Source organism: Massilia sp. MS-15, assembly GCF_020176695.1.
In the GTDB taxonomy this organism is placed as follows: Bacteria; Pseudomonadota; Gammaproteobacteria; order Burkholderiales; family Burkholderiaceae_D; genus Telluria; species Telluria hydrophila.
In genome coordinates, this window is sequence record NZ_JAIWIA010000001.1 from 179154 (window position 1) to 200664 (window position 21511).

The window sequence follows — 21511 nt, forward strand, 5'->3', positions numbered from 1 at the left end:
GATCGCGGTCAGGCACATCGGCTCCATACTGTATATTCATACAGCATCTTACGCCCTGGCCAACGCGAATTCAAGCGGCTCCACGCTCCTGCCGCTACGGCACATACCCCGCCTGCTGTTCCACGAAGCCCGCAAACGCGTCCAGCAATGGCCCCGCCAGCGCCGGGTCGCCTTCCAGCTGCCCCAGCGCGAGCGCCCCCGCTTCCAGCGACGATAGCTGGTGCGGCGCATGCGCCTTGCGGATCCGGTAGTTCGACGGCGCCACGTCGCGCAGCGCCAGCCGCGGCAAGCGCTGCAGCGCCGGATTCAGGTACAGCATCTTGCGGCTCTTGCGCCAGGTCGCGTCGAGCAGCACCAGGCGCAGCCGCTCGGGGGCCGCCTCGTCGTCAGGCGCCGCGGCCGTCTCGCCCGGCGTTTCCGGATACAGCAGCACCGGCCGCCGCCCGCCTGCATGCAGCAGCGCATCGAGCTCGTCCGCCCCGAATGCCTCGCCCACCGCCAGCACGCTGCCCGCCACGCTCAGGTGCAGCAGGCGCGCGCTGTTCTTCGCGTTCGCCGCTTCCAGCGGATGCTGCAGCACCAGCAGCGCGGCGCGCGGCGCCACCGGCGCGATCCAGCGGCAGATGCAGGCCGATCGCGGACGCAGGCAGGCCGCGCAGCAGACCCGCCGGCCCGGCACGCCGTCCGCCGCCGCCATCGCGCCGCTCATGCGGACGCACTCCAGCCGCCGCCCAGCGCCCGGAACAGGTCCACGTGCGCCGCCAGCAGGCTGGCCCGCAGCTGCAGCACCGTGTTCTCGGCGCTGAAGGCATTGCGCTGCGCATCCAGCTCTTCCAGGTAGGAGGCGTAGCCATTGGCGTAGCGGTTGTGCGCCACGCGCAAGGTCTCGCCGGCGGCGCGGCGGCGTGCCTCGGCCTGCGCCAGCTGGCGCGTCAGGCCGTCGATGGCGGCCAGCGCGTTCTCGGTCTCGGCAAAGGCGCCGCGCACCACGTTCTCATAGGCGAACACGGCGCGGTCACGCAGCGTCCCCGCGATCTCGGCCTGGGCGCCCATCCGTCCGCCTGTCCGGCTGTCCGGCACACCGGTGTGATCACTTTTGCACGCCACGAAAATTTTGCTCCAGAACTGAACTACTTGATATTGCTCTGCCATTTCTGCGTACTTAGAATCAATTTATGCCATGTGGAAATTGTTCTGCATCGCAAGCAGCCGAGTCAGAGTCAACATGCTTCCACGTTTCACGCCACGAAACCTGATTGCCGCCGTCCTGGCTGCAGCCGCCATGATTCCCGGCATCGCGGTCCAGCAGGAGTTGCAGCTCGATTACCGCATGAACGAGCACATCGAGCAGGTGCCGGCCGGCCCGCAGGGCCGCGCCATGCTCGAGACCACGGTGTTCCAGCCGAACGGCCCCGGCCCCTTCCCGCTCATCATCATCAACCACGGCAAGGATCCGGGCCGTCCCAGCCTGCAGCAGCGCGACCGCTTCTACCACATGGCCACCGTCTTCGTGAAACGCGGCTATGCGGTGATGGTACCGATGCGCCAGGGCTTCGCCAACTCGACCGGCCGCTACCGCGACCATGGCTGCGACATGAAGGCCAACGGCTACGCCCAGGCCGAGGACATCGCCGCCACCCTGGCCTATGCGCGCCAGCAGCGCTGGGTCGACCCCAGCCGCATCGTGGTGGCCGGCCAGTCCTATGGCGGGCTGGCCACGATCGCCCTCGGCACCCGCCACCAGCCGGGCGTACGCGGCCTGATCAACTTCGCCGGCGGCCTGCGCGACGACAGCGACCGCTGCGCCTGGCGCACGGCCCTGGTGTCCGCGTTTTCCGAGTACGGCGCACGCGCCACCCTGCCCAGCCTGTGGATGTATGGCCAGAACGACTCCCTGTTCGGCCCGGAACTGGCGCAGCGCATGCATGCCGCCTTCGAGGGCAGCGGCGGGCGCGCGCGCCTGGTCGAGTTCGCGGCCTTCAAGCGCGACGCGCATGGCATGCTGGCCAGCCGCGACGGCGAGAAGGTCTGGCTGGACGAGACCATGCGCTTCCTGAAGGGGATCGGCATGCCGACCGAGGTGATCCACGAGGTGCCGGCCCCTCCCTCTCCCGCGCGCACCGACTATGCCCGGGTCGACGACGTCGAGGCCGTGCCCTACCTGTCCGAGAACGGGCGCCGCGCCTACCAGGAATACCTGACCAAGATGACGCCGCGCGCCTTCGCGGTCGCGCCCAGTGGCGCCTGGACCTGGGCCGAGGAAGGCGAAGACCCGGATGGCCGCGCGCTGGCCACCTGCACCGCGAAAAGCAGCGAGCCCTGCCGGCTGTACTCGGTGGACGACTACGTGGTCTGGACCGGCGACATCGACGCCGCCGAGAAGGCCAGCATGACCGCCGCCGTCGCTGCGCCCCCGGCCAGCGCGGCCGATGCCGGCGCGGCGCCGAGCACCTCGATCGGCTCGAACAAGGCCACCAACTAGCCCGCGCGGTCAACCACCTTGAACCCGGGCGGCCTCAGGACGCCCGCGCCCGCCCTGCCCGGCGCTGCGCAGCCCGCGCGCCAGATCGGACAGGCGATAGGGCTTGCTCACGAAGGTGTAGTCGCCCAGCTGCGCGCCCTCGAGGCCGAGCTTGGGCGGCGGATAGCCGGACGCCAGCATCAGCTTGACGCCGGGGTAGTGCGCGCGCGTGTATTCGGCCAGCTCGATGCCGTTCACGCCTTCCGGCATGACGATGTCGGTAAACAGGATGTCGACATCGCGGCTGGCCAGCACGTTCTTCGCTTCCTGGCCGCTGGCCGCGGTGGCGACGTCGTAGCCCATGCTGATGAACAGGGCCGAGGCCACGTCCAGCAGGTCCGGCTCGTCCTCGACGATGAGCACGGTCTCGCTGCCGCCGTGCGCCGCTTCGCGGTCCTGGGTGCCGGCGGCCGGCAGGTAGATCGTGATCGTGGTGCCGGCGCCAGGCGCGCTGTCGATCAGCACTTCCCCGCCCGACTGCTTGATGAAGCCGTACACCTGCGACAGGCCGAGGCCGGTGCCCTTGCCGGTTTCCTTGGTGGTGTAGAAGGGTTCGAAGGCGCGCCGCAGCGTCTCCGGCGCCATGCCGGTGCCGGTGTCGGCCACGGCCACCCGCACGTAGGGCCCCGCCGCCAGCCCCGTGACTTCGCCTTCGGCCAGGGCCACCTGGGCCGTTTCCAGCCGCAGGGTACCGCCCTCGGGCATGGCGTCGCGCGCGTTGACCACCAGGTTCAGCAGGGCAGATTCGAAGCGCGCCGCATCCACCACCGCGCTGCCGGCCTGCGAGTCGAGCTGGAATGCGAACTCGATACCCGAATGGCCGGCGCGGCGCAGCACCGACTCGAAGCCCGAGATCAGGCGGTTGATGCTGCGCGTCTCCGGCTGCAGCGGCTGCTGGCGGGCGAACGCGAGCAGCTGCTGGGTGAGCGTGGCGCCGCGGTCGATCGCGCGCCGCATGCTGTCGATCGTCTTGGCATCGCTGCCGCTTCCGCTGCGGCTCAGGCTCAGCAGCTCGAGGCCGCTGGCCAGCACCGACAGCAGGTTGTTGAAGTCGTGCGCCACGCCGCCGGTGAGCTGGCCGATCGATTCCATCTTCTGCGACTGGAACAGGGCCAGCTGGGCCTGTTCGAGCGCTTCCTGGGCCTGCTTCTTCTCGGTGAGGTCGCGCGTGATCTTGGCAAAACCAAGCAGCTTGCCGTCGTCGCCCTGGATCGCGTCGATGATCACGTGGGCCCAGAAGCGGCTGCCGTCCTTGCGCTGGCGCCAGCCCTCGGCCTCGTAGCGCCCCTCGCGCGCGGCGGTGCCGAGCGCGCGCGCGGGCAGGCCGGCGCCACGGTCCTCGTCCGTATAAAAACGCGAGAAATGGCTGCCGACGATGTCGTCGTGGGAATATCCCTTGATGCGCTCGGCGCCGACGTTCCAGTTGGTGACCACCCCTTCCGGCGACAGCATGTAGATCGCGTAGTCGGTCACGCCCTGCACCAGCAGCCGGAAGCGCTGTTCGCTCTCGCGCAGCGCATCCTCGGCCTGCTTGCGCTGGGTGACGTCGCAGGTGACCTTGGCGTAGCCGAGCAGCTTGCCCTGTTCGTCGTGGATGGCGTCGATCACCACGTTGGCCCAGAAGCGGGTGCCGTCCTTGCGCACGCGCCAGCCCTCGGCCTCGTACTTGCCGTGCGCAAGGGCATGCGCCAGCGCGCGCGCCGGCAGGCCGCCGGCCTGGTCTTCCGGCGTGTAGAAATGCGAGAAGTGCTGTCCCAGGATCTCCTGCGGCGCATAGCCCTTGAGGCTCTGCGCGCCCGCGTTCCAGCTGGCGATGCGGCCGGACGGGTCAAGCATGTAGATGGCGTAGTCGCTGATGCCCGAAATCAGGTACTGGAGGCGCTGCTCATCGGTCAAGGAAGGATTGAGGGGGTCTTGCATGGCGCGGCTGCCTGTCTGCTATCGCAAAATATGCATCATAGCGCGACTCGACAAAAAACATTCGCCCGCCTGACTCGCTGTTGACTTGTATAGACAACCCACCATCCGAATTTGTGTCTTGACTGCAGAGATATGCTGGATTTGACGTTACAATAGCGCGTTGTTCCTTTCGTAGTCCGCCCTTCCTCCATGAGCCAGGCCCCCACCGACACCCTCGATCTCAGCCGCTGTGCCGATGAACCGATCCGCACCCCGGGCAGCATCCAGCCGCATGGCTTCCTGCTGACGCTCGGGTCCGCGCTGCAGGTATTGCAGGCGAGCGCCAACCTGGCCGACTGGATCGGCGTGGCGGCGCGCGATGCCGTCGGCCTGCCGCTGGCGGCGGTGGTGGGTGATGCCGCCGTGGAACGCATCGCGGCCGAGATCGCCGCTACCGAGCTGATCGCGCGCCCGTCCTATATCGGCACCGTCACCGCCGCCAATGGCGCCCACTTCGACGTGCTGGCGCACGCCTGGGACGGGGTGACCATCCTCGAATTCGAGGGCGTGAGCCGGCGCCGCGCCGCCGACTTCCGCAACCTTTATCCACTGGTGGGCGATTTCCTGGTCAAGGTCAACCACGCCGCCACGATTCCGGAGCTGTCCGAGCTGGCGGCGCGCCGCGTGCGCGAGGTGAGCGGTTACGGCCGGGTGCTGGTCTACCAGTTCGACGCCGACGGCCATGGCCGCGTGCTGGCCGAATCGAAGGAAGACGGCTACGACTCCTACCTCGGGCAGCACTTCCCGGCCAGCGACGTGCCGGCCCAGGCACGCGCGCTGTACACACTGTCGCCGATCCGCGTGATCCAGGACGCGAACTACACGCCGGCGCCGCTGCTGCCCGAGCTCAATCCCGTGACCGGCGCACGCAACGACCTGTCCTTCGCGGCCCTGCGCAGCGTCTCGCCGGTGCATCTGCAATACATGCGCAACATGGGCACCCTGGCCTCGATGTCGGTATCGCTGGTGGTCAAGGGCAAGCTGTGGGGCCTGATCTCCTGCCACAACGCGGCGCCCTGCCCCGTGCCGGTCGACAAGCGCACCGCCTGCGAGCAGCTGGGCCAGATCCTGGCGCTGTGCATCGAATCGCGCGAGGACGCCAGCGAGCTGCAGTTCCGGCTCGAGGTGCGCCGCATCATGGTCGAGATGCTGGGCCGCCTGACCAAGGGCGCCGACTTCCTCGAAAACATGAGCACCGTGTTCCCCGAACTGCTGCGCTTCGCGCGCGCGGGCGGGGTCGCGGTCGTGGTCGACGACCGCGTGCTGACCTATGGCGATACCCCGGACGAAACGCAGATCCGCGCCCTGGCCGACTGGCTCTCGCTGCACGGCGGCCACAGCGACATCTACCATACCGACCACCTGAAGGAAGCGTATCCGCCCGGCGCCGACCTGGTGCGCAACGCCAGCGGCCTGCTCGCGCTGCCGATCTCGCGCATCCACCAGCACTACCTGCTGTGGTTCCGCCCGGAGGTGGTGCAGACCATCGAGTGGGCCGGCAACCCGCACGGCAAGCAGGCGTCGCCTTCCGACCCGGCCCAGCTGACCCCGCGCCTGAGCTTCCAGGCCTGGCGCGAGACCATCCATGGGCGCAGCCTGCCCTGGCACGTGGCCGAGATCGAGCTGACGGTGGAATTTCGCAGCGCGCTGCTGGGCATTGCCCTCGAACGCGCCGAACAGATGGCCGAACTGGCGGAAGAACTGGGACGCGCCAACAAGGAGCTGGAGGCCTTCTCGTACTCGGTCTCGCACGACCTGCGTGCGCCGCTGCGCCACATCGTCGGCTTTTCCGACCTGCTGCTCGAGCCGGGCGGCGCCGAGGACCCGGAACGGCGCCAGCGCTTCCTGAAGAACATCAAGGAATCGGCGCGCCTGGCCGGCAAGCTGGTGGACGACCTGCTGTCCTTCTCGCAGATGGGGCGCGCCGCGCTGCGTCCGACCATGGTCGACATGAACGAGCTGGTAACCGCCTGCATCGACAAGCTCGGCATGGAGATGCATGGCCGTAACGTCGACTGGCATATCGAGCCGCTGCCGTCCGTCCGGGCCGACCCGAGCTTCCTGCACCTGGCCCTGCTCAACCTGCTGTCGAACGCGGTCAAGTTCACCGGTGGCCGCGACCCTGCCGTCATCACCATCACGTCCGAAGAAGACGAGGACCATATCGTGTTCCACGTGGCCGACAACGGTGCCGGCTTCAACATGGAATACGTGCACAAGCTGTTCGGTGTATTCCAGCGCCTGCACCGGATGGAAGACTTCCAGGGTACCGGCATCGGCCTGGCCAACGTACGCCGCATCGTCGAGCGCCACAACGGCCGCGTCTGGGCCACGTCGAAGCAGGGAGAAGGCGCGACCTTCTCGTTCAGCATTCCCAAACATTCATCCCATTGAGGCAAGCGATGCTCAAGCCCATCCTGCTGGTCGAGGACAATCCCCACGACCTCGAACTGACCCTGATCGCACTGGCCAAGAGCCAGCTTGCCAACGAAGTGGTGGTCGTGCGTGATGGCGCCGAAGCCCTGGACTACCTGCACCGGCGCGGCGAGTTCGCGCAGCGCATTGCCGGCAATCCCGCCGTGATCCTGCTCGACCTGAAACTGCCCAAGGTGGACGGACTCGAAGTGCTGAAGGAAATCCGCGACACCGACGCCCTGCGCAGCATACCGGTGGTGATGCTGACCTCGTCGAAGGAAGAGCAGGACGTGCTGCGCAGCTACGAGCTGGGCGTGAATGCCTACGTGGTCAAGCCGGTGGATTTCGCCGAGTTCGTGCGCGCCATCGCCGATCTCGGGATCTTCTGGGCGGTCCTGAACGAACCGCCGCCGGGTTCGCGCCGCTACGTCAAGCCGAAGTGAGGACGCTGGCCTGAAACCGGGTACTGGGGCGTGCCGGCCTGACCCGCGGCAGCCTGCTGGGCGCGCCTGGCGTGACGCAGCAGGTGGCGGATGCGCGTGCTCAGCGCGTCCGGATGGTAGGGCTTCTGCAGCAGGTGCACCGAAGCATCCAGCTTGCCCTCGTGCGTCAGCACCCCTTCCGCATAGCCCGAGGTGTACAGCACCTGCACCCAGGGCAGCCAGCGGCGCGCAATCTCGCCCAGCTGCAGGCTGCTCACCGGCCCCGGCATGATCACGTCGGAAAACACCAGGTCTACATGGCGGCCGCTCTCGATGATCTTCACCGCGCTTTCGGCATCGGGCGCTTCCAGCACGTCGTAGCCGAGCGCGGACAGGATGCCGCAGGTCGAGGAGCGCACGTCCGGCTCGTCCTCGACCACCAAGATGGTTTCCAGGCCGCCGGTGAGCGGCGCGTGGGCCACCTGTTCGACCGGGGCCGGCGCGGCGTCGCTGCGCGGCAGGTAGATGCGCACGCTGGTGCCCTGGCCCGGCTCGCTGCGCAGCACGATCTCGCCGCCGGACTGCTTGACGAAACCATAGGCCATCGACAGGCCCAGGCCCGTGCCCTCCCCGGTCGGCTTGGTGGTGAAGAAGGGTTCGAAGGCGCGCAGCAGCACTTCCTGCGGCATGCCCCTGCCGGTATCGGCCACCTCGATCATCACGAAATGGCCGTGCGGGATCTCGGCCGGGAGAGCGGAATCGGGCCCGGCACCGGCCGGCGCATCGATATTGCAGGCGCGGATGGTCAGGGTGCCGGCCCCGCCCATGGCGTCGCGCGCATTGATCGCCAGGTTCAGCAGTACATTGTTGAGCTGGTTCGGGTCGACCATGGTGCTGCCCAGGCCGGGCGCGATCTCGGTGACCACCCGGGCGCTCGGGCCCAGCACGCGCCGCATCATGTCGTCCATGTCGCGCAGCAGGTGGCCGGGATCGATCACCACCGACTGCAGCGGCTGGCGCCGCGCGAAAGCGAGCAGGTGGGCGGCCAGCTTGGCGCCGCGCTCCACGCCTGACAGCGCCATCTCGACCCGGCTTTTCGCGCTGTCGCTCAGGTTGCCCACCAGTTTCAGCAGCTGCAGGTTGCCGCCGATGATCTGCAGGACATTGTTGAAGTCGTGCGCCACGCCGCCGGTGAGCTGGCCGATCGCTTCCATCTTCTGGGCCTGGTGCAGCGCCGACTGGCTGGCGGCCAGCTGCTCCTGGCTCACCCGCAGCGAGGCGAAGGCGGCGTCGCGCTGGCGCCGCGCGATGCAGGCGCCGCTGTGGTAGCGCACCCGCGCCACCAGTTCGCGCGGATCGGGCCACTTGACCAGGTAGTCGTTGGCGCCCACCGCGAAGGCGCGCGCCTTGATGTCGGGGTCGTCTTCGGAAGAGAGCACGATGACCGGCAGGTCTTCGGTGTCGGGATCGGCGCGCAGGCGCGCGGTGACGTCGAAGCCGTCCAGGTCGGGCATGCGCAAGTCGACCAGCACCACGGTCGCGCGCACCTCGCGCGCCACCTCCACCGCACGCGCCGGACTCGACTCGTAGCACAGGGTGTGGCGGATGCAGCCCTGCAGGCCGTGCGCAATGATGTCTTGCGCGAAGGGCTCATCGTCGATGAGGAGAACGGAACATTCAGGGCGATCGTCAATCATTGCGGCGGACTCGAAGATGCGTCACGATCTTGCAAAAAGGTAAGCGTTGATTCTACTACATTTGGGAGAGCGGCAGAAATGATGGATTTGAGGCGTGCGCCTTGCGTTTCGGGACTGCCGGCGCCATCTGGCCCCCATGTCCAAGCGCCGCGCCGAACCCCAGGAGACACCCCCTGCACAGGAAGCCCACTGCCCGCTGTGCGGCCGCGTGCTGGGAAACGTCAACATCGACCGCCACCACCTGGTTCCGAAAAGCTTCAAGGGCAAGGAGCAGTTTCCGATCCATAAAATCTGCCACCGCAAGATCCATTCCGCACTGACCGAACGCGAGTTGCTGCAGCACTACCACACCTGGGACGCGCTGCGCGGGCACGCGGATATCCGCAGCTTCATCGACTGGGTGGCGAAGAAGCCACCCGGCTTTTATGCCCGCACCGCCACAGCGAACCGCAAGAAATTCCGCTGATACGGCGCGGCATGCCGGGTACCGGGCACGCGCGCCGCACAAACAAAAAGGGCCGCGTTCACACGCGGCCCTTCGTATTCTGGCTCCCCGACCTGGACTCGAACCAGGGACCTGCGGATTAACAGTCCGTCGCTCTACCGACTGAGCTATCAGGGAAAGGAGGCCGCATTATAGCGACCCGGTCTGGATTTGCACCGGGCCTTTTATAAACTATCCGGCACCGGCCACGACAAAACAAGAAGGGCCGCGTTGACACGCGGCCCTTCGTATTCTGGCTCCCCGACCTGGACTCGAACCAGGGACCTGCGGATTAACAGTCCGTCGCTCTACCGACTGAGCTATCAGGGAAAAGAGGCCATATTATAGCAGCGCTTTCCGATTATGCGAAGAACTATGCTATCGAAAAGCAAGATTCTCAGCGCCTCGCGCGCCGCGCCAGCGCCACCAGGCTGTCCAGCACCAGCTGCGGCTCCGACAATTGCGGAAAGTGGGCGCTGCGCGTGGCCAGTATTCGCTCGCCCAGCGGCGACAGGCGCGCCAGGCCATCCTGGTTGCGCGCCCGTTCCTGCGCCGCGGCACGCGAGACGATCCAGCGCGGCAGGCGCTGTGCGCCCGACAGCACCGTCACCGGCACTGGCGGGAAGTCCGGAGCCTCGGCGATCTCGGCCACGGTCTCTTCTTCGTTGCTGACTTCGTCATCGGGGTCCAGCGGCGACACCCGGTCGAGCAGGCCGGCCGCCGCCCGCTGCAACCAGGAGCGCTGGCGCTTCAGGTGCAGCACGTCGTCCGGTGCCGTCGCTTCCAGGAACAGCACGCCGCAGGTTTCTTCCGGATACAGGCGCGCGAACAGGTTTGCATGCAGGCCGCCGAAAGCGTGGCCCACCAGCAGGAAAGGCGGCCGGGCGCCGGACTCGCGCAGCAGCGCGCGCAGCTGCAGGACCACGGTCGTGCCAAGCTGCGCTTCGCGCGCCCGGCCGCTGCCACCCACCCCGGCGCGGTCGTAGGCCAGGACCGTGCCGAGCCCCTCGATGCCCGGATACAGCTTGTGCCAGGTTTCCAGCGCACTGCCCGACCCGCCGAGCAGGACGATGGTCGGACTGCCCTGCCCCGACAGCGAAAAGCGCAGGACCTGTCCCGCGATGGCGATGCGTTTGCTCGATGGTAGATGCTTCACTGGGCGACCCCGAAAAACAAAAAAGGCCACATCCTGCGATGTGGCCTTCCGAATTCTGGCTCCCCGACCTGGACTCGAACCAGGGACCTGCGGATTAACAGTCCGTCGCTCTACCGACTGAGCTATCAGGGAATTGATTGCAGCATTATATGTTTGCAGTGCGACGCTGTCAAATTCAACGCATGTCACACAGCCACTTTTGCTGCTCTCCGGAATCGAAACTGCTGCAATTCCGAAGAGCCGCGATTTTAAAGCACCTTCGCCACGGCGTCAACGACGCGATCGAGATTGGTCGAATTCAGGGCCGCCACGCAGATGCGGCCCGTGTCCACCGCATAGATCGACTGCTCGCGCAGCTTGCCGACCTGTTCCTTGGTCAGGCCCGAGTACGAGAACATGCCGACCTGCTCGCGCACGAACTCGAAATCGTGGCCCGGCGCCTTTTCCTTCAGTTTCTCCACCATGGCGCCGCGCATTTCCTTGATACGTACGCGCATGCCGGCCAGCTCCTCTTCCCACAGCTGGCGCAGCGCCGGGGTGGACAGCACGGTGGCGACCACCTTGCCGCCATGGGTCGGCGGGTTCGAGTAGTTGGTGCGGATCACGCGCTTCAGTTGCGACAGCACGCGCGCCGATTCCTCGGCGCTGGTGGCGACGATCGACAGCGCGCCGACGCGCTCGCCGTACAGCGAGAAGGATTTCGAGAACGAGTTCGAGACCAGCAGCGGAATACCGGTCTCGGCGAAGCGGCGCACCACGGCGCCGTCTTCCGCGATGCCGGCGCCGAAGCCCTGGTAGGCCATGTCGAGGAAGGGCACCAGGCCGTTCTCGACCACCGCCTCGATCACCTGGCCCCACTGCTCCTGGCTGAGGTCGGCGCCGGTCGGGTTGTGGCAGCACGCATGCAGGACCACGATCGAGGCGCGCGGCATCGCCTTCAGGGAGGCCAGCATGCCTTCGAAGTTCACGCCGTGGGTGGCCGGGTCGTAATAGGTATAGTTGTTGACGGCGAAGCCGGCGCTCTCGAACAGGGCGCGGTGGTTTTCCCAGCTCGGGTCGCTGATGTAAACCTCGGACGCGGGCGAGAAGCGCTTCAGGAAATCGGCGCCCAGCTTGAGCGCGCCGGTGCCGCCCAGGGCCTGCACCGTGATCGCGCGCTTGTCTTGAATTACGGCGCTGCCGGCCCCAAATACCAACTCTTGCACGGCCTTGTCGTACGCCGCCAGCCCTTCGATCGGCAGGTAGGTACGCGGCGCCGGCTGCTCCATCAGCTTCGCTTCCGCCTTCTGCACGCACTGCAGCAAAGGAACCTTGCCATGATCGTCATAGTAGACGCCGACACCCAGGTTGATCTTGGCCGGGTTGGTATCGGCGTTGAACGCTTCGGTAATGCCCAGGATCGGGTCGCGAGGCGCCATGTCGATGGCGCCGAAGAGGCTGGCGGAGGCTGTGGAAGTCATCGTGATAAACTGAATTTCGTCGGTGGGTTCGCAGCGGTTGTAGAGAACGGCATTGCTTGTATAGTCATGCTGCAGCGCCGCAAGCGGACACCCATTCTAGCAAAGGTCTGAAAGTATGGCAGATTTATCCATCGCAAATGCTCCTGAACCTGGCACGGACGCGACCGTCATCACCTATCCCGGATCGCCCTTCAAGCTGCACCAGCCCTTCCCTCCGGCGGGCGACCAGCCGACCGCGATCGAAGGCCTGATCGAGGGCATCAACGACGGCCTGATGTACCAGACCCTGCTCGGGGTGACCGGTTCCGGTAAAACCTACACGATGGCGAACGTCATCGCCAAGGCCGGCCGCCCGGCCATCGTGTTCGCCCCGAACAAAACGCTGGCGGCCCAGCTGTATGCGGAGTTCCGCGAATTTTTCCCGCAGAACGCGGTCGAGTATTTCGTCTCCTACTACGACTACTACCAGCCGGAAGCCTACGTGCCGCAGCGCGACCTGTTCATCGAAAAGGACTCGTCGATCAACGAGCATATCGAGCAGATGCGCCTGTCGTGCACCAAGTCGCTGATGGAGCGGCGCGACGTCGTCATCGTCGCCACCGTCTCGGCGATCTACGGTATCGGTAACCCGAACGAATACCACAAGATGATCCTGACGCTGCGCCACAAAGATAAAGTGGCCCAGCGCGACATCATCGCGCGCCTGATCCAGATGCAGTACACGCGCAACGAGATGGATTTCTCGCGCGGTTCCTTCCGCGTGCGCGGCGATACCATCGACATCTTCCCGGCCGAGCACGCGGAACTCGCGATCCGTGTCGAGATGTTCGACGACGAGATCGAATCGCTGCAGCTGTTCGACCCGCTGACGGGCCGCGTGCGTCAGAAGATCCCGCGCTTCACGGTGTATCCGGGCTCGCACTACGTCACGGCGCGCGGCACGGTGCTGAAGGCAGTGGAATCGATCAAGGCCGAGCTGCGCGACCGCCTCGAGGAATTCCGCCAGCAGAACAAGCTGATCGAAGAGCAGCGCCTCGAGCAGCGCACCCGCTTCGACCTCGAGATGCTGGCCGAGATCGGTTTTACAAAGGGCATCGAGAACTACTCGCGCCACCTGTCCGGCTCGATGCCGGGCGAACCGCCGCCGACCCTGATCGACTACCTGCCCAAGGACGCGCTGATGTTCATGGACGAGTCCCACGTGATGATCGGCCAGCTAAACGCGATGTACAACGGCGACCGCTCGCGCAAGGTCAACCTGGTCGACTATGGCTTCCGCCTGCCGTCGGCGCTGGACAACCGGCCGCTGAAGTTCGAGGAATTCGAAAGCAAGATGCGCCAGACCATTTTTGTGTCGGCCACCCCGGCCGACTACGAGAAAGGCAAGGCCGACAACGTGGTCGAGCAGGTGGTGCGCCCCACCGGCCTGGTCGATCCGAAGGTGATCGTCAAGCCGGCCCGCTCGCAGGTGGAAGACCTGATGAGCGAGATCACCGACCGCATCGCCAGGGACGAGCGCGTGCTGGTAACCACGCTGACCAAGCGCATGGCCGAGCAGCTCACCGAATACCTGAGCGACCACGGCATCAAGGTGCGCTACCTGCACAGCGATATCGAGACCGTGGAGCGCGTCGAGATCCTGCGCGACCTGCGCCTGGGCACCTTCGACGTGGTGGTCGGCATCAACCTGCTGCGCGAGGGCCTGGACTTGCCGGAAGTGTCGCTGGTGGCGGTGCTGGACGCGGACAAGGAAGGTTTCCTGCGTTCCGAACGCTCGCTCATCCAGACCATCGGCCGCGCGGCGCGCAACCTGAACGGCGTGGCAATCCTCTACGCCGACCAGATGACCGACTCGATGAAGAAGGCGATCGACGAGACAGAACGCCGGCGCGCCAAGCAGATCGCCTTCAACGAGGCGCACGGCATCGTGCCGAAGGGCGTGAACAAGAAGATCAAGGACATGATCGACGGCGTCTACAGCAACGCCGCGCAACGGGCGATGGGCGAAGGCCTGGTCGACGAGGCCGCCACGGCCAAGGTCGAGTCGATGAGCGAGAAGCAGATCAGCAAGGAGATCAAGCGCCTCGAGAAGCTCATGGTCGACCATGCCAAGAACCTCGAGTTCGAAAAGGCGGCGCAGGTGCGCGACCAGCTGCATGTGCTCAAGCAGCAGGCCTTCGGGGCGCCCGGGGCGGACAACGTGGTGTCGATGCTGGGCAAGTAGGGTACCTGCCTGGCCCCCGGCCGGTTCTCCTACGCGGGCCGGCCGAACATCCGCGGATCGAAGCGGTAGCTGCGCGCGATGCTGAGCCTTACCTCGGCATACGCCGGATGCGCGGGATTGATGACCAGGTTGGCCCCCTCGCCCACGATCACCGAGGGCACCCGCATGTAGAGGTGGTGGCGCTGTTGCAGGAAGGCGGTGCCGAATTCGGCCGCGCTGCCGCCGTCGTCCAGGTCGTCCCAGCCGTCCGGCAGTGCTTCGCGCGCCACGTCCAGGCCCAGCGCCGGGTCGTCCGGCAGGTCCACCGCCACCAGCACCAGGTCCTCCTGGCCGCCTTCGGCGTGGACGAATTTTTCCAGCACCGCCAGCTCCACCGTCATGGCCGCGTACAGCGCCGGGCAGCCCTCGGCGTGCCAGTGTCCCCCGCTCTTGCGCGCGCCTTCGCAGCTGCGGTCGAGCGCCACGTCGCGCTCGGCGATTCTCCAGCTTCTCATGCCCTGCCCCGTTGTTGTCCCGGGCTCAGCTTACACCGGCCGCGGCCACGCGCCGCGCACGGATGGCCGGGCGTTCAGCCGCCCGTGCCGCGCACCGTGGCCAGGATGTGCAGCAGCTCGGACAGGTCGGCCGGCTTGACCAGGTGGCGGTCGAAGCCGGCTTCGCGCGCGCGTTCGCGGTCTTCGTTCTGGCCATAGCCGGTAAGCGCGATCAGGCAGGCGCCGGCGGTATCGGGCGCGGCGCGCAGGCGGCGCGCCAGCTCGTGGCCGTCCATGTCGGGCAAGCCGATATCGAGCAGCATGACCTCGGGCTGCTCGCGCAGGGCGCGTGCCAGGCCGGTGGTGCCGTCGTACTCGACGCTCACGGCGTGCCCGTGCGCCTCCAGCAGGGTAGCCAGCATCTGGGCCGCATCGGCATTGTCGTCGACCACCAGCACCCGCACCGGGCCTTCCTGTCCCTGCGCTTGCGGGCACCCCTCGTCCGGCGCGGGCGCGGCGCGCAGCAGCGGCAGGCGCACCACGAACTCGCTGCCGTGGCTGGCGCCTTCGCTGTGGGCGGCCACCCGGCCGCCATGCAGCGCCACCAGGCTTTTCACCAGCGCCAGGCCGATGCCCAGGCCGCCCTGGGAGCGGTCCGGGGTGCGTTCGGCCTGGGTGAACAGGTCGAAGATATAGGGCAGCACCTGGAGGTCGATGCCCTGGCCGTTGTCGCGCACGGCGATCACGGCTTCGCCCGCTTCGCTGCGCACGCGCAGCGTGATCTCGCCGCCGGCAGGGGTGTACTTGGCCGCGTTGTTCAGGATGTTGGACATCACCTGTACCAGCCGCGTGCGGTCGCCCGAGACGTGCAGGGCCTGGGCCGGCAGTTCCAGCCTGAGGGCGTGCCGCTTCATATCCAGCAGTGGCCGCACCTGTTCCACCGCGCCATGCACGATCGCGGCCACGTCCAGGTCTTCCTTCTCGATCTCGGCCAGCCCGCGCGTCACGCGCGAGACGTCCAGCAGGTCGTTCACCAGGTCGGTCATGTGCTCGGCCTGGCGCACGATGATCTCGCTCGCATGGCGCGCCCGCTGTGGATCGAGGCTGCCGCGCTGCAGCAGCTGGGCGGCGGTGGTGATGGGAGCCAGCGGATTGCGCAGCTCGTGCGCCAGCATCGCCAGGAACTGGTCCTTCTGGCGGTTGGCGGCGCGCAGGTCATCCTCTACCCGTTTGCGCACGGTGACATCGCTGCCTTCGACGAAGATGCCTTCCACCTCGCCCTTGGGATCGCGGATCGGCTGGTAGACGAAGTCGACGTAGCGTTCTTCGAGCGGCCCGCTGGCGTCGCGCTGCACCCGCACCGGCACCGCATGGCCGACGAAGGGCTGGCCCGAATGGTAGACCTGGTCGAGCAGCTCGAAGAAACCCTGTCCGGCCACTTCGGGCAAGGCCTCGCGCGCCGGCTTGCCGATCAGCTCGCGGCGGCCGATCAGCTGCAGGTAGGACTCGTTGGCGATCTCGAACACGTGGTCAGGGCCGCGCAGCACGGCGAAGATGCCGGGCGCCTGCTCGAACAGCGTCATCAGGCGCTGGTTCTCCTGTTCGCGATAGCGTTCCGCCAGCACTTCGCCGGTCATCTCGACGCAGGCGCAGTACATGCCAGCCACGGTGCCGTCCTCGTCGCGCACGGGCGAGTAGGAAAAGCGGAACCAGGTGTCCTCGTCGTAGCCGTGGCGGTTCATGCGCAGCGGCAGCCGGTCCATGTAGGTGGATTCGCCCTTGAGCGCGCGCACGATCAGCGGGTGGATGTCGTCCCAGATCTCGCGCCAGATGTCGTGGAAGCGCCTGCCCAGCGCCTGCGGGTGTTTTTCGCCCAGGATGGTCGCGTAGGAATCGTTGTACAGGAAGCCCAGTTCCGGGCCCCAGGCCACGAACATCGGAAATTTCGAATTCAGCATCAGCCCGACCGTCGTGCGCAGCGCCTGCGGCCAGCCGCGCGGGTGCCCCAGGGGCGAGTCCGACCAGTCATGGGCCCGCATCATGGCACCCATCTGGCCGCCCCCGCTGAGGAAGGGCAGCCATTCGGAAGGCGTCTGGTGTTCGCTTTTCATGCTCTGTTGCATAGGGCCTTGGCCGTACTGATCGTCTTGGGAAGAGTGTGCCAGAAAGAGGTCTCTTGCCTCCGCACGCCTGCGGTCATAGGCTTTGCACGAACTCGCGAATACCGCCCAGCAGCATCTCGACCGACATCGCCGTCAGGATCAGGCCCATCAGGCGCTCGAAGGCCGTCATCACCTGCGGGCCGAGCTTTTGCTGCAGGCGTTCGGCGCTGAGGAACACGGCCAGCCAGACGACGCCCACGGCGGCCAGCGCCGCCACGTGCACCATGGTTTCGGCAATGCTGCCGGAACTGAACAGCAGCACCGTGGCCAGCGCCGAGGGACCGGCCAGCGCGGGGATCGCCAGCGGCACGATGAAAGGCTCGCCCCCTTCACTGCGGCCGAGCACGCCGTCTGGATGGGGGAAGATCATGCGGATCGCGATGATCAGGAGGATCACCGCGCCGCCGATGCGCAGCGCCACCGGCGACAGGTGCAGGGCCGCCAGGAAGTGCTGGCCGAAGAACATGAATACCAGCAGCAGCAGGAAGGCGATCGCGCATTCGCGCACCACGATGCGGGGCCGGCGCTGGACCGGCACGTCCTTCAGGGCGGCCGCGAACAGGGGCACGTTACCGAAGGGATCGGTCACCAGGATCAGCAGGATGAAGGTCTGAAAAAAACTTTGGGTCATGATTGTTATTGTCGATGGTCCACCGAGGCAGGCCGCATCTTAACAGAGTGGCATGCCGCCACACGCGGTTGATCGGTTTCAGGGCTCCACCGAATGGACCCGCTTCAGGGTGCGCAGCACGAAGGTCGAGCGGCTGTGGCGGATGCCGGGGATCTTGTACAGGCGGGTGCGCAGGAAACGCTCGTAGCCTTCGGTGCCGGAGACCGCCACCTTGATCAGGTAGTCGTAGTCGCCGGTCAGCAGGTTCGCCTCCATCACCTCGGGCAGCCTGGCCAGTTCCTCGCCGAACCGGACCAGCATGTCGTCGTCGTGGCGGTCCAGCGTCACTTCGATCAGCACCGTGTCCGGCAGGCCCAGCGCGCGCTGGGACAGGATCGCGGCATAGCCTTCGATATAGCCCTGCTCTTCCAGGGCGCGCACCCGGTTCCAGCAGGGCGTGGGCGAGAGGTGCACGCGCTCGGCCAGCGCCTGGTTGGTGATGCGGCCCTCGACCCGCAGGATGCGCAGGATCTTGCGGTCGATCTCGTCGAGTTCGTCGTTTTTAGGCTTGGCGTCAAGCTGCATGAGAAGGAATCCCTAATTTTTTCACTTAATGCAGGAGATTCTCCCACATATTCGGAAATCCAGGGAAACTACGAAAGCACCTTTTTGCATGCTGTCACTATGATGAAGGGACTTTATCGAGACCCTGCCGCGTCGCCCGAACCTCCGCCACGAACGGAGCTGCATCGCGCGCCGCGGGCCCCGCTTCACGAGAGCGGCTGATCAATGCGAAACGGGCAGGAAAGGCTTGCGCCTTTCCTGCCCGTTCGCCTGCACGGATGGCGAAGCGAATTACTGTTCGAACTTCTTCATCCACGCCGCCAGCTGGTGCGGACGCAGGCCGTCGTAGTCCTCGAAGGGCTGGTGGATCCACGGATTGTGCGGCAGGTCTTCCAGGTGGTAGTCCGGCGTGAAGCTTGACGTGCCTTTCACCCAGATCACGGCCGAACGCACTTCCGAGACGTCCGGGTAGTTGGCCTGCAGGTGCTCGCGCACCCTTTGCAGGGTCACGCCCGAATCGGCCAGGTCGTCGACCAGCAGGATGCGGCCGGCCAGCGGGCCCTTGGTCATCGTCATGTACTTGGCGATGTCCAGGTTGCCCTGCTTGGTGCCGGCTTCTTCACGGTAGGAGCTGGTCGACAGGATCGCCAGCGGCACATCAAAAATGCGCGAGATCACGTCGCCCGGACGCACGCCGCCGCGCGCCAGGCACAGTACCATGTCGAACTTCCAGTTCGATTCATACACTTGCAGCGCGAGGCGCTCGACCAGGCGGTTGTACTCGTCCCACGAAACCCAGAGGTCCTTGTCGGTCGATGCAGGGGTGTTCATTTCAGGTAATTCCTATTTTTATAATGGGATCTTAGGCAGCGAACGGATGACGCAGCACGATGGTTTCTTCCCGGTCCGGGCCGGTCGACACCATGTCGATCGGCACGCCCACCAGTTCTTCGATGCGCTTGATATAGGCGCGGGCGTTGGCCGGCAGTTCTTCCATCGACTTGGCGCCGACGGTCGATTCGGTCCAGCCTGGCATCTCTTCATACACCGGCTCGCACAGCGCGGCTTCCTCGGCGCCGACCGGGAAGATGTCCACTTCGCGGCCATCGATCCTGTAGCCGGTGCACAGTTTCAGCGACTCGATGCCGTCGAGGACGTCGAGCTTGGTCAGGCACATGCCCGACACGCCATTGATCTGCACCGAGCGGCGCAGCAGCGCAGCGTCGAACCAGCCGCAGCGGCGGGCACGGCCGGTCACGGTGCCGAACTCGTGGCCCACGCGCGACAGGTGTTCTCCCACGCCGGCGTCGGTCGGCAGCTCGGCCGGGAACGGGCCCGAACCCACGCGGGTCGTATACGCCTTGGTGATGCCGAGGATGTAGTGCAGCATGCCCGGGCCGACGCCGGCGCCGGCGGCGGCGTTGCCCGCCACGCAGTTCGACGAGGTGACGAACGGATAGGTGCCGTGGTCGACGTCGAGCAGCGAACCCTGCGCGCCTTCGAACAGCAGGCTGCCGCCCGCCTTGTGCGCGGCGTACAGCTGCGACGAGACGTCGCCCACCATCGGACGCAGGCGCGGGACCAGGGCCATCGCGTCGTCGTAGGTCTGCTGGAAGTCGATCGGATCGGCGCCCAGGTAGTTCACCAAGACGTGGTTGTGGTACTCCAGGTTTTCCTTGAGCTTCTCGGCAAAACGGGTCTCGTTCAACAGGTCGGCGATGCGGATCGCGCGGCGCGCCACCTTGTCTTCGTAGGCCGGGCCGATGCCCTTGCCGGTGGTGCCGATCTTGTTCTCGCCGCGCTTGGCTTCGCGCGCCTTGTCGATGGCGACGTGGTAAGGCAGGATGACCGGGCAGGCTTCCGAGATCTTCAGGCGCGACACCACTTCGATGCCGGCTGCCTGCAACTTGTCGATCTCGCGCATCACGTCCGGCACCGAGACCACCACGCCGTTGCCGATGTAGCAGGCCACGCCTTCGCGCATGATGCCCGACGGGATCAGCTGCAGCGCGGTCTTCTGGCCCTTGATTACCAGGGTGTGACCCGCGTTATGGCCGCCCTGGAAACGGACGACGCCGGCCGCATGGTCGGTCAGCCAGTCGACGATCTTGCCCTTGCCTTCATCGCCCCACTGGGTGCCGATGACGACGACGTTCTTTGCCACGTTAGTATTTGACATCACTTAACCTAAGTTTTTGAGAATCCAATTTCCGTTTTCGAGGACGAGCACGCGGTCGCACTCGAACTCGTCCTGAACATTGTCGTGACCCGGCATGGACTGGATCACGACTTCGCCTGCCTTGCGCAGGTCAGCGATTTTTTCCTTCAGTTCCGGCGCATTGCCCCACGGTGCGCGGATGGAGTGCTTGCGCTCGGCCGTCGGCAACAGCCGCGCCAGTTCGCGCAGGTCGAGCGAAAAGCCGGTGGCCGGACGCGCACGCCCAAACGCTTCGCCCACATGGTCGTAGCGCCCGCCCCTTGCCACCGCGTTCGGCAGGCCCGGCACGTAGAGCGCGAACATGGCGCCGCTTTCGTACTGGTAACCGCGCAGGTCGGCCAGGTCGATCGCCACGACGGCGCGGCCGATGGCGCTCGCCGCCAGCGCGGCCAGTTCGGCCAGCGCACGGGTGATGCCGGGCAGCGCCGGCAAGGCTTCTTTCGCGCGCGCCAGCACCTCGACGTCGCCGTACAGGTGCGGCAGCGCCAGCAGGGCCTTGCGGGTCGCGGGGTAATAATTTTGCGTGATGGCGTCCAGGCCCGGCGCATCCTTGGCACGCAGCATGGCGATGAGCTGGGCTTCGTCGCGGCGCGCGGCCGGGTCTTCGGCCAGCAGGGCGCGCAGGATGCCCACGTGGCACAGGTCGAGGCGGACGCTGTCGAAGCCGGCCAGCGCCAGCGCACCGAGCGCCAGCTCCTGGATCTCGGCGTCGGCTTCCAGGCCGGCGTGGCCGTAGATCTCGCAACCGATCTGGATCGGCTCGCGGGTGGCGTGCAGGCCCGAGGGACGGGTATGCAGCACGCTGCCGGCATAGCACAGGCGGGTAACGGTGTCGCGGTTGAGCAGGTGCGCATCGATGCGCGCCACCTGCGTGGTCATGTCGGCACGCAGGCCGAGCAGGCGGCCGGAGATCTGGTCGACCACCTTGAAGGTGCGCAGCTCGGTGTCCTGCCCTGCTCCGGCCAGCAGCGACTCGACGTACTCGAGCAGCGGCGGCATCACCAGTTCATAGCCGTACAGGCGGAAGGTATCGAGCATCTTGCGGCGCAGATCCTCGATCTTGCGCGCCTCGGACGGCAAGACATCGGCGATATTTTCAGGCAGTAGCCAGTTCGGCATGGGCAGACAGCTTACGGGTTGTTTGTA

Annotated in this window: 18 protein-coding genes and 3 tRNA genes; 5 read left to right on the forward strand and 16 right to left on the reverse strand. The window is 66.3% G+C overall.

Annotated elements, in window-relative coordinates:
• Positions 1 to 94 precede the first annotated feature (94 nt).
• Together LCI23_RS00875 and LCI23_RS00880 are read right to left on the reverse strand one after the other, a co-directional pair.
• A complete protein-coding gene (locus LCI23_RS00875) occupies positions 95 to 709 on the reverse strand; it encodes a tRNA-uridine aminocarboxypropyltransferase (RefSeq protein WP_224942555.1) in 615 nt (204 codons plus the stop codon).
• Positions 706 to 1053 (reverse strand): TolC family protein, encoded by a 348-nt coding sequence (locus LCI23_RS00880; protein ID WP_235584283.1) that lies wholly within the window; start codon positions 1051 to 1053, stop codon positions 706 to 708. The genes LCI23_RS00875 and LCI23_RS00880 overlap by 4 nt, the downstream gene beginning before the upstream one ends.
• Positions 1054 to 1225: 172 nt before the next feature.
• Between LCI23_RS00880 and LCI23_RS00885 the strand changes: the two genes are divergently transcribed.
• Entirely contained in the window at positions 1226 to 2482 is a 1257-nt protein-coding gene (locus LCI23_RS00885) for a dienelactone hydrolase family protein (RefSeq protein WP_224942557.1), read from the forward strand.
• A 9-nt stretch (positions 2483 to 2491) separates the two neighbouring features.
• On the opposite strand, the gene LCI23_RS00890 is transcribed toward LCI23_RS00885, so the two are convergent.
• Positions 2492 to 4441: a PAS domain-containing sensor histidine kinase gene (locus LCI23_RS00890; protein WP_224942559.1), complete on the reverse strand. Its 1950-nt coding sequence runs from the start codon at positions 4439 to 4441 to the stop codon at positions 2492 to 2494.
• A gap of 189 nt (positions 4442 to 4630) precedes the next feature.
• Between LCI23_RS00890 and LCI23_RS00895 the strand changes: the two genes are divergently transcribed.
• On the forward strand, positions 4631 to 6874 hold the full coding sequence (locus LCI23_RS00895) for an ATP-binding protein (protein ID WP_224942560.1): 2244 nt from the start codon (positions 4631 to 4633) through the stop codon (positions 6872 to 6874).
• 8 nt (positions 6875 to 6882) lie between these two features.
• On the forward strand, positions 6883 to 7338 hold the full coding sequence (locus LCI23_RS00900; RefSeq protein ID WP_224942561.1) for a response regulator: 456 nt from the start codon (positions 6883 to 6885) through the stop codon (positions 7336 to 7338).
• On the opposite strand, the gene LCI23_RS00905 is transcribed toward LCI23_RS00900, so the two are convergent.
• Positions 7320 to 9014, reverse strand: coding sequence for a response regulator (locus LCI23_RS00905; protein WP_224942562.1), 1695 nt, complete (start codon positions 9012 to 9014; stop codon positions 7320 to 7322). The genes LCI23_RS00900 and LCI23_RS00905 overlap by 19 nt on opposite strands.
• A gap of 136 nt (positions 9015 to 9150) precedes the next feature.
• On the opposite strand from LCI23_RS00905, the gene LCI23_RS00910 reads away from it, so the two are divergent.
• A complete protein-coding gene (locus LCI23_RS00910) occupies positions 9151 to 9480 on the forward strand; it encodes a hypothetical protein (protein ID WP_224942563.1) in 330 nt (109 codons plus the stop codon).
• An 80-nt stretch (positions 9481 to 9560) separates the two neighbouring features.
• Here LCI23_RS00910 and LCI23_RS00915 read toward each other — a convergent pair.
• From LCI23_RS00915 to LCI23_RS00935, 5 genes are all read right to left on the reverse strand, one after another.
• Positions 9561 to 9636, reverse strand: a tRNA-Asn gene (locus LCI23_RS00915).
• A gap of 116 nt (positions 9637 to 9752) precedes the next feature.
• A tRNA-Asn gene (locus LCI23_RS00920) sits at positions 9753 to 9828 on the reverse strand.
• Positions 9829 to 9895: 67 nt separating this feature from the next.
• Complete coding sequence (locus LCI23_RS00925; RefSeq protein WP_224942564.1) at positions 9896 to 10654, reverse strand: alpha/beta fold hydrolase; 759 nt, start codon at positions 10652 to 10654, stop codon at positions 9896 to 9898.
• A 56-nt stretch (positions 10655 to 10710) separates the two neighbouring features.
• Positions 10711 to 10786, reverse strand: a tRNA-Asn gene (locus LCI23_RS00930).
• 116 nt (positions 10787 to 10902) lie between these two features.
• Positions 10903 to 12114 (reverse strand): amino acid aminotransferase, encoded by a 1212-nt coding sequence (locus tag LCI23_RS00935; RefSeq protein WP_224942568.1) that lies wholly within the window; start codon positions 12112 to 12114, stop codon positions 10903 to 10905.
• A 115-nt stretch (positions 12115 to 12229) separates the two neighbouring features.
• On the opposite strand from LCI23_RS00935, the gene uvrB reads away from it, so the two are divergent.
• On the forward strand, positions 12230 to 14338 hold the full coding sequence (gene uvrB, locus LCI23_RS00940) for an excinuclease ABC subunit UvrB (RefSeq protein ID WP_224942569.1): 2109 nt from the start codon (positions 12230 to 12232) through the stop codon (positions 14336 to 14338).
• Between the two features lie 29 nt (positions 14339 to 14367).
• Here uvrB and LCI23_RS00945 read toward each other — a convergent pair whose 3' ends face one another.
• The 7 genes from LCI23_RS00945 to LCI23_RS00975 form a co-directional block, all read right to left on the reverse strand.
• Entirely contained in the window at positions 14368 to 14832 is a 465-nt protein-coding gene (locus LCI23_RS00945) for an RES family NAD+ phosphorylase (protein ID WP_224942570.1), read from the reverse strand.
• 74 nt (positions 14833 to 14906) lie between these two features.
• A complete protein-coding gene (locus tag LCI23_RS00950; RefSeq protein WP_224942571.1) occupies positions 14907 to 16922 on the reverse strand; it encodes a PAS domain-containing protein in 2016 nt (671 codons plus the stop codon).
• A gap of 85 nt (positions 16923 to 17007) precedes the next feature.
• Entirely contained in the window at positions 17008 to 17604 is a 597-nt protein-coding gene (locus tag LCI23_RS00955) for a MarC family protein (RefSeq protein ID WP_224942572.1), read from the reverse strand.
• A 78-nt stretch (positions 17605 to 17682) separates the two neighbouring features.
• Positions 17683 to 18168: an Lrp/AsnC family transcriptional regulator gene (locus tag LCI23_RS00960; RefSeq protein ID WP_224942573.1), complete on the reverse strand. Its 486-nt coding sequence runs from the start codon at positions 18166 to 18168 to the stop codon at positions 17683 to 17685.
• 270 nt (positions 18169 to 18438) lie between these two features.
• Positions 18439 to 18978, reverse strand: a complete 540-nt coding sequence (locus tag LCI23_RS00965) for a phosphoribosyltransferase (protein ID WP_224942574.1) — start codon at positions 18976 to 18978, stop codon at positions 18439 to 18441.
• Positions 18979 to 19009: 31 nt separating this feature from the next.
• Entirely contained in the window at positions 19010 to 20326 is a 1317-nt protein-coding gene (locus LCI23_RS00970) for an adenylosuccinate synthase (protein WP_224942575.1), read from the reverse strand.
• A gap of 3 nt (positions 20327 to 20329) precedes the next feature.
• The gene (locus LCI23_RS00975) at positions 20330 to 21484 is read right to left on the reverse strand and encodes an ATP phosphoribosyltransferase regulatory subunit (RefSeq protein WP_224942577.1); all 1155 of its coding nucleotides are present in this window, start codon (positions 21482 to 21484) and stop codon (positions 20330 to 20332) included.
• Positions 21485 to 21511: the final 27 nt, after the last annotated feature.

Excerpts from the sequence above, each read along its gene's own strand:
- LCI23_RS00875 (WP_224942555.1), bottom strand. The coding sequence starts at position 709 with ATGAGCGGCGCGATGGCGGCGGCGGACGGCGTGCCGGGCCGGCGGGTC.
- LCI23_RS00880 (WP_235584283.1), bottom strand. The coding sequence starts at position 1,053 with ATGGGCGCCCAGGCCGAGATCGCGGGGACGCTGCGTGACCGCGCCGTG.
- LCI23_RS00885 (WP_224942557.1), top strand. The coding sequence starts at position 1,226 with ATGCTTCCACGTTTCACGCCACGAAACCTGATTGCCGCCGTCCTGGCT.
- LCI23_RS00890 (WP_224942559.1), bottom strand. The coding sequence starts at position 4,441 with ATGCAAGACCCCCTCAATCCTTCCTTGACCGATGAGCAGCGCCTCCAG.
- LCI23_RS00895 (WP_224942560.1), top strand. The coding sequence starts at position 4,631 with ATGAGCCAGGCCCCCACCGACACCCTCGATCTCAGCCGCTGTGCCGAT.
- LCI23_RS00900 (WP_224942561.1), top strand. The coding sequence starts at position 6,883 with ATGCTCAAGCCCATCCTGCTGGTCGAGGACAATCCCCACGACCTCGAA.
- LCI23_RS00905 (WP_224942562.1), bottom strand. The coding sequence starts at position 9,014 with ATGATTGACGATCGCCCTGAATGTTCCGTTCTCCTCATCGACGATGAG.
- LCI23_RS00910 (WP_224942563.1), top strand. The coding sequence starts at position 9,151 with ATGTCCAAGCGCCGCGCCGAACCCCAGGAGACACCCCCTGCACAGGAA.
- LCI23_RS00935 (WP_224942568.1), bottom strand. The coding sequence starts at position 12,114 with ATGACTTCCACAGCCTCCGCCAGCCTCTTCGGCGCCATCGACATGGCG.
- uvrB (WP_224942569.1), top strand. The coding sequence starts at position 12,230 with ATGGCAGATTTATCCATCGCAAATGCTCCTGAACCTGGCACGGACGCG.
- LCI23_RS00945 (WP_224942570.1), bottom strand. The coding sequence starts at position 14,832 with ATGAGAAGCTGGAGAATCGCCGAGCGCGACGTGGCGCTCGACCGCAGC.
- LCI23_RS00950 (WP_224942571.1), bottom strand. The coding sequence starts at position 16,922 with ATGAAAAGCGAACACCAGACGCCTTCCGAATGGCTGCCCTTCCTCAGC.
- LCI23_RS00955 (WP_224942572.1), bottom strand. The coding sequence starts at position 17,604 with ATGACCCAAAGTTTTTTTCAGACCTTCATCCTGCTGATCCTGGTGACC.
- LCI23_RS00960 (WP_224942573.1), bottom strand. The coding sequence starts at position 18,168 with ATGCAGCTTGACGCCAAGCCTAAAAACGACGAACTCGACGAGATCGAC.
- LCI23_RS00965 (WP_224942574.1), bottom strand. The coding sequence starts at position 18,978 with ATGAACACCCCTGCATCGACCGACAAGGACCTCTGGGTTTCGTGGGAC.
- LCI23_RS00970 (WP_224942575.1), bottom strand. The coding sequence starts at position 20,326 with ATGTCAAATACTAACGTGGCAAAGAACGTCGTCGTCATCGGCACCCAG.
- LCI23_RS00975 (WP_224942577.1), bottom strand. The coding sequence starts at position 21,484 with ATGCCGAACTGGCTACTGCCTGAAAATATCGCCGATGTCTTGCCGTCC.